Consider the following 14,359-nt stretch of genomic DNA (forward strand, 5'->3'; position numbering starts at 1 on the left):
GCGCACGCTCCCGCCCTGTACTTCCGTGTGGTGCGGCCCCGAGGAGCCACGGCAAGTGTACCTATGGGCCCCTGGTGTTCCGGGCGGGGGCGCGACGCGACGGCCCCGAGGCGCTGGGCCGGAGCGATGCCCCGGGCCGGCGCGCCGCCGCTACTCGGAGGGGGTGGGCGTCGAGGTGGCCTTCGAGGTGGGGGTCGGCGCCGGGGTCGGAGCCGGCTCCTCGACGGTGACGGAGAGGGTGGGCGAGGCCGCCGACTCCGACTCGCCGCAGAGCACGGTGTACGTGACGTCGATCGTGCCCGCCGTGGTGCCGGCCTGGATCGTCGCGGTCGTCGAGTTCGACGGGTTGGTGCTCGTCACGCTCGCGCCCTCACCGGTCGCGGTCACCCGGTAACCGCTCACGGAGGTTCCGCTCGGGCACTGGTTGTAGTTGCTCCAGGTGACGTTGAACGTCGCGCCCGCCTCGACGCTGGAGGCGGCGGGGGTGACGGTCGGCACGGCGGTCGGTGCGTCCGGGGTCGCGACCTCGGTGAAGACGGAGACCTCGATGGTCGTGCCCTTCACCACGTTCGCGGTGGGGTTCACGTCCTCGACGAGTCCGACCTGCTCGGCGGTGGGGGCGCTCGGGCCGTCCGCGCGGCGGACGCCCATGCCCAGGGCCTCGAGCTCGGTCTCGACGTCGTCGAAGGGGCGCCCGACGTAGTCGGCCTTGTCGATGACGACCGTGTTCGAGGTCGGCGTCGGCGTGGGACTCGGAGTCTCGGACGGCGTCGGCGACGGGGCAGTGCTGGTCGTCGCGGTGGGGGAGGCGGCCGGGTCGCTGCTCCCGCCGGTCGTCAGGGCGAAGATCGTGCCCGCGATGACGACGGCGAGGATCACGATGAGGGCGATCAGCGGCCAGGTCCAGGGGCTGCGCCTGCGCGGCTCCTCGGAGGCCTCGAGCGGCTCCTCGATCGGCACGAACGGAGCGGCGGCCTCGGCCGCGGGCGCGCCGGAGGGGAGCACCGTGGTCGCCTGCGTCGCGCCCTGGTTGGAGGGGAGGACCGTGGTCGCCTGCGTCGCGGGCAGGTCGCTGAGGACCGCGGGGACGGCCAGCGCCGCTCCGCGCACGTCGCCCGAGCGCAGCGCCTGGGCCGCCCGCGCGAGGTGCGCGGCGGTGGCGGGGCGGTCGGCCGGCTTCTTGGCGATGCAGGAGTAGACGAGATTGCGCACCGGCTCCGCGACCGTGACCGGCAGCTCCGGCGGGGTGTCGTTGATCTGCGCCATCGCGATGGCGACCTGCGACTCGCCCGTGAAGGGGCGGCGCCCGGCCAGGCACTCGTACGCGACGATGCCCAGCGAGTAGATGTCGGTGGCGGGGGAGGCGGGCTGGCCGCTCGCCTGCTCCGGGGACAGGTACTGGACCGTGCCCATGACCTGCCCGGTCGCCGTCAGCGGGACCTGGTCGGCGATGCGCGCGATGCCGAAGTCGGTGATCTTGACGCGGCCGTCCGGCGTGATGAGCAGGTTGCCCGGCTTCACATCGCGGTGCACGAGGCCCGCGGCGTGCGCGGCGTGCAGGGCGAGCGCGGTCTGCGCGACGATGTCGAGGACCTTGTCGGTCGACAGGACGCGCTCGCGCTCGAGGACGGTCGAGAGCGCCTCGCCGGGGACGAGCTCCATGACCAGGTAGGCCGAGCCGTCCTCCTCGCCGTAGTCGTAGACGTTGGCGATGCCCTCGTGGTTGACCAGCGCCGCGTGGCGGGCCTCGGCGCGGAAGCGCTCGAGGAAGCCGGGGTCGCCGAGGTACTCGTCCTTCAGGATCTTGATCGCGATGGTGCGGCCGATGACCAGATCGGTCGCCTGCCACACCTCTCCCATGCCGCCGATGGCGATCCGGGACTGCAGCTCGTAGCGTCCCCCGAAGGTGAGGCCTGTCGTGGGTCTCATTTGTTCAGCACCGCCTCTAGTACCTGTTGTCCGATGGGTGCGGCGATCAGGTTGCCGTACCCGGTCTGGCCGAGCCCTCCACCGTTCTCCACGAGCACGGTGATGGCGTACTGCGGGTCGTCCGCAGGCGCGAAGCCGGTGAACCAGAGGGTGTACGGGTCGTCCCCGCCGTTCTCGGCGGTGCCGGTCTTACCGGCCACAGTGACGCCCCCTATTGTTGCATTCGTCGCCGCGCCGCCCTGGACGCTGGCGACCATCATCGCCTTGACGGCGTCCGCGGTCTGCGTGCTCACCGCCCGGCCGAGCGACTTCTCCTGGAACTGCTGCAGCACGCTGAGGTCCTGCGAGCGGATCGAGTCGACCAGGTTCGGCTGCATCACCTCGCCGCCGTTCGCGATCGCCGCGGAGACCATGGCGATCTGCAGCGGCGTCGCGCGCACCTCGTACTGCCCGAAGGCGGTGAGGGCCGTCTGGGCGTCGTCCGTCTTCGTCGGGTAGGTGCTCGCCTCGACCGACATCGGGATCTCGAGCTCGGTGTCGAACCCGAACTTCTCGGCCTGCGAGCGGATCGCGTCCGCTCCCAGCTGCACGCCCATCTCGGCCATCGGGACGTTGCAGGAGAGCGAGACGGCGGTGGCCAGCGTGACCGTCTCTCCGGAGCCGCAGAGACCGCCTCCGGAGTTGATCACCTGCGACGAGGAGCCGGGCAGCGTGTACGACTCGACGTTGGGGAAGCTCGAGTCGGCGGTGAAGCGGCCGGACTCGAGGGCGGCCGAGGCCACGACGAGCTTGAAGACGGAGCCGGGCGGGTTGAGCGAGCCGCCGATGGCCCGGTTCACGAGGGGCTCGGAGGAGTCGTCGTTCAGCGCCCGGTAGGCGGCGAGGACGTCGTCGGTGTCGTGGGAGGCCAGCGCGGTGGGGTCGAAGGTGGGCTTCGAGACCATCGCGAGGATGCGGCCGGTGGCCGGCTCCGTCACGACGACGGCCCCCGTGTAGTCGCCGAGCGCGTCGAAGGCGGCCTGCTGGGCGACCGGGTCGATCGAGAGCTCGACCGACGCGCCCTTCGGGTCCTGGCCCGTGACGAGGTTGTTGATCTCGTCGAAGAACTGCGAGTTCGAGGTGCCCGAGAGGTAGTCGTTGAGCGTGCGCTCGATGCCGGTGGTGCCCTGGTTCAGGGTGAAGTAGCCGGTCACGGCGGAGTAGAGCGGGCCGTTCGCGTACTGCCGCTGGAACTTGTAGAGGTCGTCCGACGGCGTCGAGGAGGCGATCGGCTGACCGCCGGCGAGGATCGCGCCGCGCTCGGTCGAGAAGCTCTCGTAGAGGGTCCGCGTGTTGCGGCCGTCCTCGTCGAGGGAGTCGGCCTGGATCACCTGGATGGTGGTGGTGGAGAGGAAGAGGGCCACGAACATCGTCAGCACGACGAGGCTCACCCGTTTGAGTTCTCGGTTCATCGACGGATCACACCACCAGACGAGGCTGACTGCGGACTGTGTCGGACAGGCGCAGCAGCACCGCCACGATCATCCAGTTCGCCACGAGGGAGGAGCCGCCGGCGGCGAGGAACGGCGTGGTCAGGCCGGTCAGCGGGATGACGCGGGTGACGCCTCCGATGACGATGAAGCACTGCAGGGCGATCACGAACGAGAGGCCGACTCCCAGGAGGCGCCCGAAGTCGTCCTGCCCGGCGAAGCCGATGCGGAACCCGCGCGAGACCAGCAGGAGGTAGAGGCCGAAGATCGCGAAGAGCCCGGCGAGGCCCAGCTCCTCGCCGAGGCTGGCGATGATGTAGTCGGACTGCGGGACCGGCGTGAGATCCGGCATCCCCTGGCCGAGGCCCGTGCCGAGCAGCCCGCCGTGCGCGAGGCCGAAGAGGCCCTGAACGAGCTGGTAGCTGCCGCCCGGATCCGCCCCGTAGCGCTCGGCGCTGAAGGGCTCGAGCCAGTTGGCGAAGCGGTTGCCCACGTAGTCGAGCGTCTGGCTCGCCAGCAGCGCGCCGCCGAGGAACAGGCCGACGCCGATGAGGACCCAGCTGGTGCGCCCGGTCGCGACGTAGAGCATGACCAGGAACAGGCCGAAGTAGAGCAGAGCCGTCCCCAGGTCGCGCTGGAAGACGATGACGCCCATCGTGACCGCCCAGACCACCAGGATCGGGCCGAGGTCGCGCAGGCGCGGGAAGCGCATCCCGAGGACGGTGCGGCCCACCATCGAGAGGGAGTCGCGGTTGCGCACGAGGTAGCCGGCGAAGAAGACCGCGAGGGCGATCTTGGCGATCTCGCCGGGCTGGAAGCTCGCCACGTCGCCGATCCCGATCCACACGCGCGCGCCGCTGACCTCGCGGCCGATGAAAGGCAGGAGCGGCAGCAGGAGCAGCACGATCGCCGCGAACCCGGCGACGTAGGTGTAGCGGAACAGCACGCGGTGGTTGCGGATGACCAGCAGCACCACGATCGCCGCCACGACGGCCAGGGCGCTCCAGAAGATCTGCCGCACCGCCACCGACTCCCAGCCGGTCGCGCCGTCGGCGATGTCGATCCGGTAGATCTCGGCGACGCCCAGGCCGTTCAGCACGGTGGCGATCGGGAGGAGGAAGGGGTCGGCCGCCGGGGCCGCGAAGCGCAGCACGACGTGCACGGCGAGCACGAGCGCCGAGAGGCCGGCGCCCAGCGAGACCAGCGTGGTGTCGATCGAGCCGAGGGCGCCGAGCTGCACGAGCACGATCGCGCCGGCATCGATGAGGCATGCGCCGATCAGGAGCAGGAGCTCGAGATTGCGCAGCTTCTGGCGGAAGAAGCCCTGCCGCTCGGGGGCGGGGCGGGCGGTGGCCGTGGCGGCGTCCGTCATGGTGCTCCGTTCGCGTCCGTGAGGCGCTCGACGATGTCGACCGCGCCGGCGTAGGAGTCGGCGCTGATCGTCTGCTCCAGCTGCTCGACGTCGTAGGCGCGGAGGGAGTCGAGCGGGATGCCCGTGTCCTCCTTCACCTCCGAGAGCGAGAGCGGGCCGACCGACTGCTGGATGCCCTGGTAGATGATCACGGTGTCCCCGTCGGTGCCGACGTAGAAGCGCGACTGCGTCCAGTCGTAGGCGAAGAGGATCCCGAGGAATCCGATGATGAGCACGAGGGACAGGCCGACGAGCCAGGTGATGCGGCGGCGCAGGTGCCGGCGGCGGTCCTCCTCGATCAGCTCGTCGAGGTAGTCCTCGGACGCGGGCTCGAAGTGGGTGGGGCCCTGCGCGGCGGGAGCCCGGGTGTGCAGGCGGAGGCCGGGGATCCGGACGCGGTTCTGCGAGTCGTCGGTGCTGAAGGGCGTGGGCGCGGCGGCGGATCCGACGACCACCGGCTCCTCCACGGGGGCGAGGATGCGCGCGGTGTCGCCCGCCCCGGGGATGTCGAGGACGACGACGGTGACGTTGTCCGGGGCGCCGTGCGAGAGGCTGTCGCGGATCAGGCGGTCGGCCACCTGCTGCGCGGTCTCGTCGCGGCTGAGCTCCTTGAGGATCTCGTCGTGCGGGACGACGCCGGAGAGGCCGTCGGAGCAGATCAGCCAGCGGTCGTGCGGCTCGGTCTCGAGCGTGAGCGTGTCGATCTCGGGGTTGGTGTGCACGTCGCCGAGGACCCGCATCAGGACGGAGCGGCGCGGATGCGTCATCGCCTCCTCCTCCGTGATGCGGCCGGAGTCGACGAGGCGCTGCACGAAGGTGTGGTCGGTCGTGACCTGCTCGAGCCGGCCGTCGCGGAGGACGTAGATGCGGGAGTCGCCGATGTGCGCGATCGCCACCGACTCGCCGACGCGGGCGATCGCGCTGACGGTGGTGCCCATGCCGGTGAGCTCGGGGTGGTCGACCACGGCGTCGGCCAGCAGGGTGTTGGCCGCCAGCAGGGTGCGCTTGAGCTCGTCCTCGGCCTCGTAGGTGGAGGCGTAGACGCGGTCCGCCTCCGCGATGCGCTTGATCGCGATGGAGGAGGCGACGTCGCCGCCCGCGTGGCCGCCCATGCCGTCGGCGACGACGAAGAGCTGCCGGCCCGCGTAGCCGGAGTCCTGGTTGTTCGAGCGGATCCTGCCGACGTGCGAGACGGCGGCGCTCTCGCGCACCGCGCCGTGGCCGGAGCCGCTCTCCGGAGTGGGGGCCACGCGCTACGACCGCCGCAGTTCGAAGGTGGTGGTGCCGACCTTCACGGGCGTGTCCAGCGGCACCTTGGTGGGCGCGCCGACGCGGCGGCCGTCGAGGAAGGTGCCGTTGGTGGAGTCGAGGTCCTGGATCATCCACTCGTCGTTCCAGAGGAGCAGGCGCGCGTGGTGGGTCGAGGTGTAGTCGTCGCGGATGACCAGCGTCGACTCCGCGGAGCGGCCGATCGTCAGCGGGTCGCCGGTCAGCTCGAGCTCGGTGCCCCGCTTGGGGCCCGAGGTGATCACGAGGCGCTGCGCCGTGTGGACCGTGGCGGCGCCTCCCTGCTCGGCGCGCTCGGCGGCGGCCTCTCGGCTCCTCCGGGCCGAGGGGGCCGACGGAGAGGCGGGCTGCGCGGGCGTGGGAGCCGCGGCGGCCGCGGCGACCACGGGCTGGGCCGCCGTCACGAACGGGGCCTCGGGGGACGCGGCCTGCGCGCCGGGCGGCAGCTTGCGCACGCGCTGCCCGAACAGGTCGGAGCGCAGCGCGTAGACGATGCCGAACACGAAGAACCACAGCAGCGCGAGGAACGCGATGCGCAGGAGGAAGAGAGTGAGCTCGCTCATAGCCGGTCGTCCCAGAATCCCTCGGAACCGCGTCCGGCTGCCCTGCCGGACGACGGGCGGTCGGTGCGTGCGGGCGCGGAGCCCTGCACGACGCGGTAGACGATCGAGGTGCGCCCGATCGTGATGGTCTGCTCGGGGGCCAGGGGCGCCTGCGTGACGGGCCGGCCGTCGAGCTTGGAGCCGTTCGTGGACCCGAGGTCGTGCACCTGGGCGCGGGAGCCGTCCCAGAGGATCTCGACGTGCTTGCGGGACGTGCCCGAGTCGTCGACGGTGATGTCGGCGTCGCTGCCGCGGCCGATGACGGTGCGCGCCTTCGTGATCGGGTGGCGCCGGCCGTCGATGTCGAGGACGGGCGTGTAGGCGACGGTGCCCTTCACGCTGCGGGAGTCGACCTCGACCATGCCGTCGCTGAGCGCCGGATCGACGGCGAGGGAGATGTCGATCGGGCCGGGGAAGCGGAAGCCCTGCTTGGTGGCGTGCTCGGTGGCGACCGTGGTGAGCTCGTCGATCAGCGTGGCGCCGAGGCGCTGCATCCGGTCGAGGTCGGTCGCGGACATCCGCAGGACGAGGCTGTTGGGGACGAGGATGCGTTCGCGGCTGACCACGGCGGCGGAGGTGTCGAGCTCCCGGCGGAGGGCGGAGGCGAGCTCGACCGGCTGCAGACCCGACTTGAAGGTCCGCGCGAACGCGCCGTTGACGACGCGCTCGAGTCCCTTCTCGAAGTTGTCCAGTATGCCCACAGTCTTCCGATCTTCCGGTTCTTCGCCTTCTCGGCGGTCGCGCACGGATCGAGATGTCTGCGCGCCCGTCGCCGCTTCCTCTTCTTGGTCTGCGCCGCGCACGGCTACGGGCATGTTACTGGGATGGTCTGGATGCGCGATCCTCCGCGGTGGTTTCGCGGCCGGAGTGCCGTGTGCGCGCTCTCACCGGCACGGCCCGGTGGCGGCTCCCGGGGGAGCTCCGACCCGGGGCGGCGGGTGCCGGTTCGGCTCCGGGGCCGGGGGATGCTACGATTTCTCGTCGGCGCTTCGGTGCCGCTGGTGAGCGCGAGTGGCGGAATAGGCAGACGCGCACGGTTCAGGTCCGTGTGCCCGAAAGGGCGTGGGGGTTCAACTCCCCCCTCGCGCACCAGAGTTCATGAGAACCGGAGTTCGAGAGAACCGGGTTCGAGGGAACCGGAGAGAAGCCCCCGATCGGATGTCCGGTCGGGGGCTTCTCCCGTTCCCGGGTGCGGTGCGCTCCGGGGCGGGCTCCTGTCGTGTCGTTCTCGCGGACGGCGTCCCGCGGAGGGGCGGTGTTCACCGGGAGGTCGGCGCGAGGTCGTCCGGCGCGGGCACGCTCGCGGGGTGATCGCCCTCCGTGCCGACGTGTCCGCCCTCGATACGCAGGCGCTGCCCGAGCTGCTCCGACGCCTCGGCCGGCACCGGAGCGTGCAGGTGGGGGAGTGCCAGTGGATCGCGGTGCTGCCCGGATCGGGCCCGGTGCTGCTGACCTCCGGCGACCGGCTCGTGCTCGACCTGCTGATCGAGCGGCGCGCGCTGCTCCCCGTGGTGATCGACGCGCTCGAGGCGGAGCTGCGCAGCGGCGGCTTCCGCGAGCGGATCGCGCTGAGCTGGAGCACGCCGGACACGGTGCCCGTGCTGCTGCGCTGACGGCTCGCGGTCAGCGGCGGGTGAGCTCCACGACCGGGATGATACGGGCGGTGCGCTTCTCGTAGTCGAGGAAGCCGGCGGAGGCGGTGGTGAAGCGGGCCCAGCCGGCGTCGCGCTCCTCCCCGGCGAGGACGCGCGCCCGGACGTCGACGGTGCCGTCGTCGGGGGTCTCGATCGCCAGGTCCGGGTGGGCGATCAGGTTGTGGAACCAGGCGGGGTGCTTGGGCGCACCGGCGGCGGACGCGGCGAGCAGCCAGACGTCCTCGGAGGGGTGCAGCGCCATCAGCGGAGTCACGCGCTCCTCACCGGAGCGGGCGCCGCGGTGGTGCACCAGCACGAGGCTCCTCCCGAAGCCGCCCGAGGTCACGGTCCCGCCGTTCGCGCGGAACTCCTCGATGATCGTGTCGTTCCAGTCGGCCATGCTCGTCCTCCTCGACGCGGTGCCGGCACTCGAGTGCCGGGGTCAGGCGCGGGCGCCCAGGGCGTCCTCGCGGCTGCTGCTCCCACCCGGCGGCTGCGCGCCCCCGGTGACGGCGGCGGGATCCGCCAGCGCCCGCCGCCAGGGTAGCTCCGCGGCGCCGACGAGTTCCAGCCTCGAGCGCAGGGCGGCCCGCTCGATCCGCACGCCGCGCGCGAGGTCGCTCAGGGCCCGGGCGGAGACGCGGGCGGCGAGGCGCTCGCGGTCGACGGTGAGCAGCGAGCCGAGGAAGCCGCCCAGCACGACCGCGGTGGGGTTGAAGAGGTTGATGTAGGTGGACAGGCCCTCCGAGAGCAGGTCGACCTGGCGGGCGACCTCGCCGAGGACGGCGGGGTCGCGGGAGGTGCCCAGGGCGATGTCGAGCTCGTCCTGGTCGAGGACGCGGGCGCCGAGGACGTCGAGGAGGGAGCGCATCCGGACCTCGGCCTCGAGGCAGCCGCGCCGGCCGCAGCCGCAGAGGCGGCCGTTCGTGGCGACGAGGGTGTGGCCCAGCTCGGCCGCGAACCCCGAGGAGCCCTGGAGCGGGACGCCGCCGATGATGACTCCTCCGCCGATGCCGCCCGCGCCGCCGGTGACGTAGACGACGTCGGCCACGCCGTGCGCGGCTCCGAAGAGGGACTCGCCGATGGCGCCGAGGGTCGCGTCGTTGCCGACGGCGACCGGGAGGTCGAGGGCGCGGCTCAGCTGGGTGGCGAGGTCGACGTCGCGCCAGCCCAGGTGCGGGGCGCGGTGGACGAAGCCGGAGTCGGCCTGGACGAGGCCGGGGACGGCGACGCCCGCGCCGACCAGCGTGCGCAGCGACTCCCGCTCGGAGCGGAAGCCCTCGACGATGCCGGTGACGACGCGGACCACCGTGGCGGGGCTCGCGGGCTTGGGGGTGTCGAAGCGGACGCGGCGGAGCAGCTCGCCGTGCAGCCCGACGAGGCCGACGATGATCGCGTCGGTGTCGAGGTGGACGCCCACGGCCGCGAACCGGTCGCCGGGGACGACGGTGGCGCTGGGGCGGCCGATGCGGCCGTCGGGCGCGGTGGTCTCCTCCGCCACCCAGCCGAGCTCGCTCAGCTCGCCGACGAGGTTCGCGACGGCGGAGCGGTTCAGCCCGGTGAGGCGGCCGAGCTCGGCGCGGCTGGTGGGACCGGAGCGGTGCACCAGGGTCGCGAGGCTCGCGAGGTTCGTGCGGCGCAGCAGCGCGTTGCTGGAGGCTCCGACTGCTCCTGCCATGATCGCCTGCCTGTCGCTGGACCCCGACGGGTCTCGGATGCACTCGGGCGCGGCTCCCCCGAGGAGAAGCCGCGCCCGAGAACTGTAGAAGAGAAGGACGAGGAGCGCCGCTGGGCGGCGCTCGGCGTTCGCCTAGCGGCCGCCGGCGCGGCGCTTGTTGAAGATGTCGAACGCCACCGCGAGCAGGAGGACGAAGCCCTTGATCGCCATCTGCCAGGCCGCGTCGACCGAGAGGATGGACAGGCCCATGTTGAGCACGCCCATCACGAGTCCGCCGATGACGGCTCCGACGACGGTGCCCACGCCTCCCTGGACGGCGGCGCCGCCGATGAAGACCGCGGCGATCGCGTCCAGCTCGTAGTTCTGTCCGGCCGAGGCGACCGCACCGCCGGCGCGGGCGGTGCTGACGATGCCCGCGACTCCGGCCAGTGCGCCCATGTTGACGAAGATGAAGAAGTTGACCCACTTCGTCTTGACGCCGGACATCATAGCGGCGAACAGGTTGCCGCCCATCGCGTAGATGTGGCGGCCGAAGACCGTCCGGCCGAGCACGAAGCTGTAGGCGAGGATCAGCACGGCGAGCACGATCAGGATGATCGGGGTTCCGCTGTAGCCGGCGAGCAGCCAGGAGAGGGCCATGATCGCGATGACGGCGATGGCCGACTTCGCGACCAGCGAGCCGATGGGCTCGCGGGGCAGCTCGAGGCGGCGGAGGGTCGCGCGGCTGCGGAGCTGCTGGGCCACGAGGACGACGCAGACGATCAGGCCGAGGACCAGGGTGAGCGCGTCGCGCCCGGCGATGCCGCCGAGGACGCCCGGCAGCCAGCCGGCGCCGATCGCGGTGAACTCGGTGGGGAGGCCGTTGATCGTTCCGCCGGTGAGGAGGACGAGGGTGAAGCCGCGGAAGATCAGCATGCCCGCGAGGGTCACGATGAACGCCGGTATGCCGACGAAGGCGACCCAGAAGCCCTGCCATGCTCCGACGGCGGCGCCGGTGACGAGGGCGACGACGACGGCCGCCCACCAGGGCAGGCCCCAGTTGTTCATCGCGATCGCCGAGATGGCGCCGACCATCGCCACGACCGAGCCGACCGAGAGGTCGATGTGGCCGGCGATGATGACCATCACCATGCCGATCGCGAGGATCAGCACGTAGGCGTTCTGCTGGATCAGGTTGTTGACGTTGCCGGGCAGGAGCAGGCGCCCGCCGGTCAGCACCTGGAAGAGCAGGATGATGATGGCCAGTGCGGCGAGGATGCCGTACTGCCGGAGGTTGATGTTCAGCCGGCGCGAGCGCTTGGGCGGGGTGGAGGGCGTGTTGGCGGGCGTGTCCGCCGGCGCTGTGGTGGTCGTGGCGCTCATCGGGCCTGTTCCTTTCCGGCGGTCATGTAGTGCATGAGGTGCTCCTGGGTGGCGTCGGCGCGATCGATCTCGCCCGTGATCCGTCCCTCGGAGATGGTGTAGATGCGGTCGGCGAGGCCGATCAGCTCGGGCAGCTCGGACGAGATGACGACGACCGCCTTGCCCTGGGCCGCGAGCTCGTTGATGATCCCGTAGATCTCGTACTTGGCTCCCACGTCGATGCCGCGGGTGGGCTCGTCGAGGATCAGCACGTCGGGACCGGAGAAGATCCACTTCGAGAGGACGACCTTCTGCTGGTTGCCGCCGGAGAGCTTCCCCGTGACGGCCGAGACGGTCGGCGCCTTGATGTTCATCTTCGATCGGTACGAGTCGGCGACCTTGTACTCGCGGTGCTTGTCGATCACGCCGAGCCGGGCCAGGCGCGAGAGCGCGGCGGCCGAGACGTTGACGGTGATGTCGCCGATGAGGTTGAGCCCGTAGCGCTTGCGGTCCTCGGTCGCGTAGGCGAGGCCGTTGCGGATGGCCTCGTCGACGGTGCGGGTCTGGATCTCCTCGCCGTCCTTGTAGACGCGGCCGGAGATGCCGGTGCCGTAGCTCCTCCCGAAGATGCTCATCGCGAGCTCGGTGCGTCCGGCACCCATCAGGCCCGCGAAGCCGACGATCTCGCCGGCGCGGACGGTGAAGGAGGCGTCGTCGACGACCACGCGGTTGATGTCGACCGGGTGGTGGACCGTCCAGTTCTCGACGCGCAGCTTCTCCTCGCCGATCTGCGGGTCGCGCGGCGGGAACATGCTGTTGAGGTCGCGGCCGACCATCGCGCGGATGATCCGGCTCTCGGACGCCTCCTCGCCGGCCATCGGGAAGCTCTCGATGGTGCGGCCGTCGCGGATGATCGTGACGGTGTCCGCGATGGCGCGGATCTCCTTCAGCTTGTGGCTGATGATGATGCAGGTGATGCCCTGCTTGCGGAGCTGGTCGATCAGGCCGAGCAGGTGGTCGCTGTCCTCGTCGTTGAGGGCGGCGGTGGGCTCGTCGAGGATGAGGAGCTTCACCTCCTTGGCGAGGGCCTTGGCGATCTCGACGAGCTGCTGCTTGCCGACGCCGAGCTCGAGGATCTTGGTCGCGGGGCTCTCGGCGAGGCCGACGCGGGCGAGCAGCTTGGCCGCCTCCGCGTTGGTCGCGTTCCAGTTGATGACGCCGCGGGTCGACTTCTCGTTGCCGAGGAAGATGTTCTCGGCGATGGAGAGGTAGGGGCTGAGGGCGAGCTCCTGGTGGATGATCACGATGCCGTCGGCCTCGCTGTCGTTGATCGACCGGTACTGCGCCTCCTCGCCCTCGAACTCGATGGTGCCCTCGAAGCTGCCGTACGGGTACACGCCGGAGAGGACTTTCATCAGGGTCGACTTGCCGGCGCCGTTCTCGCCGCAGATGGCGTGGACCTCGCCGGGCTGGACCGAGAGCGAGACGCCGTCGAGGGCGCGGACGCCGCCGCCGAACTCCTTGACGATGTCGCGCATGATGAGGATGGGACTGGCCAACAGGGCCTCACTTCGTTGGGGGGGGAGTGGTGTGCGGACGGGGAGGCGGGGGCGGGGAGGATCGCTCCTCCCCGCCCCCGCCCGACGGATCAGAGTCCGACGTCGCCGGCCTTGAGGAAGCCGGAGTCGACGAGGACCGACTGCACGTCGTCCTTCGTGACGACCTGCGGCTCCAGCAGGTAGGACGGGACGACCTTCTCGCCGTTGTCGTAGGTCTCGGTGTCGTTGACCTCGGGCTCCTCGCCCGCGACGATCGACTGCACCATCTGGAAGACGCGGTCGCCGAGGGTGCGGGTGTCCTTCCAGACCGTCATGGACTGCTCGTCGGCGAGGATCGCCTTGACGTTGGCCTTGTCGGCGTCCTGGCCGGTGATGACCGGGTAGTCGGCGCCGGGGGTGTAGCCGGCCGACTTCAGCGAGGCCTCGATGCCGATGGCCAGGCTGTCGTTGGGGGAGAGCACGACGTCGACCTTCTGGCCGCCGGTGTAGAAGGAGGAGAGGCGGTTGTCCATCTCGGACTGCGCCTTGTCGGAGGCCCAGCCCTGGATGCCGATCGAGGCCCAGTCGTCGTCCGACGCGGGCGACTTGCCCGAGGGGACGGTGAGCTTGCCGCTCTCGATGTAGGGCTGCAGGACGTCCCACGCGCCGGAGAAGAAGAACTTCGCGTTGTTGTCGTCGGGGCTGCCGGCGAAGGGCTCGAGGGTGAAGGGACCCGCGGCGTTCTTCAGGTCGAGGGTCGACTCGATGTACTGGCCCTGGAGCTGGCCGACCTTGTAGTTGTCGAAGGTCGCGTAGTAGTCGACGTCCGCGGTGCCGTTGATGAGACGGTCGTAGGCGATGACGGTGGCGTTCTGCTTCTTCGCCTCGGCGAGGACGGGCGCGAGCGCCTCGCCGTCGATCGCGGCGATGACCAGGATCTTGGAGCCGCCGGCGATCTGGTTCTGGATCTGCGAGATCTGCTGATCGGTCTTGTTGTCGGCGTACTGGAGGTCGACGGTGCAGCCGTCGCCCTCGAGCTGCGACTGGAGGCCTTCGCCGTCGTTGATCCAGCGCTCGAGGCTGCGCGTGGGCATCGAGATGCCGACGGTGCAGTCGCCTTCCGCGCCGGCGCCGGCAGCGGCGCCTCCGGAGTTGGCGGGGCTCGCGGAACAGGCCGCGAGGCCGAGGGAGATGATGCCGGCGGCGGCCAGCGTGGTGATGCCGCGGGAGAACTTCATGGAGTGCATTCCTCTCTGAAAGCAGTGTCCGAGGGAGAGGACGACAAGAGGCGTGCACGTGTGGCGCACGTCGTCGTGTCGTCGCCCGGGAGGGCGGGAGAGCCCCGAGGGGCTTTGTCCACGGAGAGAACATATTCCTTCGATCGGGGGGAGTAAAGCGCGGGCGGCGAATTTGTCCAGGCGATGCCGAAATGTGATCTTCGGGACGTCGACCCCCGCCGTTGCTGGGGGA

The 14,359-nt window shown here is 70.9% G+C and carries 12 protein-coding genes and 1 tRNA gene; 2 read left to right on the forward strand and 11 right to left on the reverse strand.

Annotated elements, in window-relative coordinates; all coding sequences use genetic code 11:
* Window positions 1-150: 150 nt before the first annotated feature.
* Genes C5C30_RS03540 through C5C30_RS03565 form a run of 6 tightly spaced genes read right to left on the reverse strand, consistent with a single transcriptional unit; the run spans window position 151 to window position 7,399 of the window.
* Window positions 151-1,929, reverse strand: a complete 1,779-nt coding sequence (locus C5C30_RS03540; RefSeq protein WP_104333190.1) for a protein kinase — start codon at window positions 1,927-1,929, stop codon at window positions 151-153.
* Window positions 1,926-3,380 (reverse strand): penicillin-binding protein 2, encoded by a 1,455-nt coding sequence (locus C5C30_RS03545; RefSeq protein WP_104232999.1) that lies wholly within the window; start codon window positions 3,378-3,380, stop codon window positions 1,926-1,928. The genes C5C30_RS03540 and C5C30_RS03545 overlap by 4 nt, the downstream gene beginning before the upstream one ends.
* Window positions 3,381-3,387: 7 nt before the next feature.
* A complete protein-coding gene (locus C5C30_RS03550) occupies window positions 3,388-4,770 on the reverse strand; it encodes an FtsW/RodA/SpoVE family cell cycle protein (RefSeq protein WP_104225777.1) in 1,383 nt (460 codons plus the stop codon).
* A complete protein-coding gene (locus tag C5C30_RS03555; protein ID WP_244229533.1) occupies window positions 4,767-6,059 on the reverse strand; it encodes a Stp1/IreP family PP2C-type Ser/Thr phosphatase in 1,293 nt (430 codons plus the stop codon). The genes C5C30_RS03550 and C5C30_RS03555 overlap by 4 nt, the downstream gene beginning before the upstream one ends.
* 3 nt (window positions 6,060-6,062) lie before the next feature.
* Complete coding sequence (locus tag C5C30_RS03560) at window positions 6,063-6,659, reverse strand: FHA domain-containing protein (RefSeq protein WP_104222659.1); 597 nt, start codon at window positions 6,657-6,659, stop codon at window positions 6,063-6,065.
* A complete protein-coding gene (locus tag C5C30_RS03565; protein WP_104333191.1) occupies window positions 6,656-7,399 on the reverse strand; it encodes a DUF3662 and FHA domain-containing protein in 744 nt (247 codons plus the stop codon). Before C5C30_RS03565 ends, C5C30_RS03560 begins: the two co-directional genes overlap by 4 nt.
* Window positions 7,400-7,703: 304 nt before the next feature.
* Here C5C30_RS03565 and C5C30_RS03570 point away from each other — a divergent pair.
* Both C5C30_RS03570 and C5C30_RS03575 read left to right on the forward strand, forming a co-directional pair.
* Window positions 7,704-7,790 (forward strand) — tRNA-Leu (locus tag C5C30_RS03570).
* Between the two features lie 215 nt (window positions 7,791-8,005).
* Window positions 8,006-8,311, forward strand: a complete 306-nt coding sequence (locus C5C30_RS03575) for a hypothetical protein (RefSeq protein WP_104268824.1) — start codon at window positions 8,006-8,008, stop codon at window positions 8,309-8,311.
* A 10-nt stretch (window positions 8,312-8,321) separates the two neighbouring features.
* Here the strand turns inward: C5C30_RS03575 and C5C30_RS03580 are convergent, their stop codons facing one another.
* The 5 genes from C5C30_RS03580 to chvE form a co-directional block, all read right to left on the reverse strand.
* A complete protein-coding gene (locus tag C5C30_RS03580; RefSeq protein ID WP_104333192.1) occupies window positions 8,322-8,732 on the reverse strand; it encodes a nitroreductase/quinone reductase family protein in 411 nt (136 codons plus the stop codon).
* Window positions 8,733-8,774: 42 nt separating this feature from the next.
* Window positions 8,775-10,010: an ROK family transcriptional regulator gene (locus C5C30_RS03585; protein WP_104222655.1), complete on the reverse strand. Its 1,236-nt coding sequence runs from the start codon at window positions 10,008-10,010 to the stop codon at window positions 8,775-8,777.
* 132 nt (window positions 10,011-10,142) lie between these two features.
* Window positions 10,143-11,372 carry a multiple monosaccharide ABC transporter permease gene (gene mmsB / locus C5C30_RS03590; protein ID WP_104222654.1) on the reverse strand — a complete coding sequence of 410 codons (1,230 nt, stop codon included), beginning with the start codon at window positions 11,370-11,372 and terminating at the stop codon, window positions 10,143-10,145.
* Window positions 11,369-12,889 carry a multiple monosaccharide ABC transporter ATP-binding protein gene (mmsA, locus tag C5C30_RS03595; RefSeq protein WP_104222653.1) on the reverse strand — a complete coding sequence of 507 codons (1,521 nt, stop codon included), beginning with the start codon at window positions 12,887-12,889 and terminating at the stop codon, window positions 11,369-11,371. Before mmsA ends, mmsB begins: the two co-directional genes overlap by 4 nt.
* Before the next feature lie 110 nt (window positions 12,890-12,999).
* Entirely contained in the window at window positions 13,000-14,127 is a 1,128-nt protein-coding gene (gene chvE, locus C5C30_RS03600; RefSeq protein ID WP_374952918.1) for a multiple monosaccharide ABC transporter substrate-binding protein, read from the reverse strand.
* Between the last annotated feature and the right edge of the window lie 232 nt (window positions 14,128-14,359).

It is taken from the genome of Rathayibacter sp. AY2B5, assembly GCF_002931645.1.
In the GTDB taxonomy this organism is placed as follows: domain Bacteria; phylum Actinomycetota; class Actinomycetes; order Actinomycetales; family Microbacteriaceae; genus Rathayibacter.

Coding starts and splice junctions, on each gene's coding strand:
- C5C30_RS03540 (WP_104333190.1), bottom strand. CDS start 1,929: ATGAGACCCACGACAGGCCTCACCTTCGGGGGACGCTACGAGCTGCAG.
- C5C30_RS03545 (WP_104232999.1), bottom strand. CDS start 3,380: ATGAACCGAGAACTCAAACGGGTGAGCCTCGTCGTGCTGACGATGTTC.
- C5C30_RS03550 (WP_104225777.1), bottom strand. CDS start 4,770: ATGACGGACGCCGCCACGGCCACCGCCCGCCCCGCCCCCGAGCGGCAG.
- C5C30_RS03560 (WP_104222659.1), bottom strand. CDS start 6,659: ATGAGCGAGCTCACTCTCTTCCTCCTGCGCATCGCGTTCCTCGCGCTG.
- C5C30_RS03580 (WP_104333192.1), bottom strand. CDS start 8,732: ATGGCCGACTGGAACGACACGATCATCGAGGAGTTCCGCGCGAACGGC.
- C5C30_RS03585 (WP_104222655.1), bottom strand. CDS start 10,010: ATGGCAGGAGCAGTCGGAGCCTCCAGCAACGCGCTGCTGCGCCGCACG.
- mmsB (WP_104222654.1), bottom strand. CDS start 11,372: ATGAGCGCCACGACCACCACAGCGCCGGCGGACACGCCCGCCAACACG.
- mmsA (WP_104222653.1), bottom strand. CDS start 12,889: ATGCGCGACATCGTCAAGGAGTTCGGCGGCGGCGTCCGCGCCCTCGAC.
- chvE (WP_374952918.1), bottom strand. CDS start 14,127: ATGAAGTTCTCCCGCGGCATCACCACGCTGGCCGCCGCCGGCATCATC.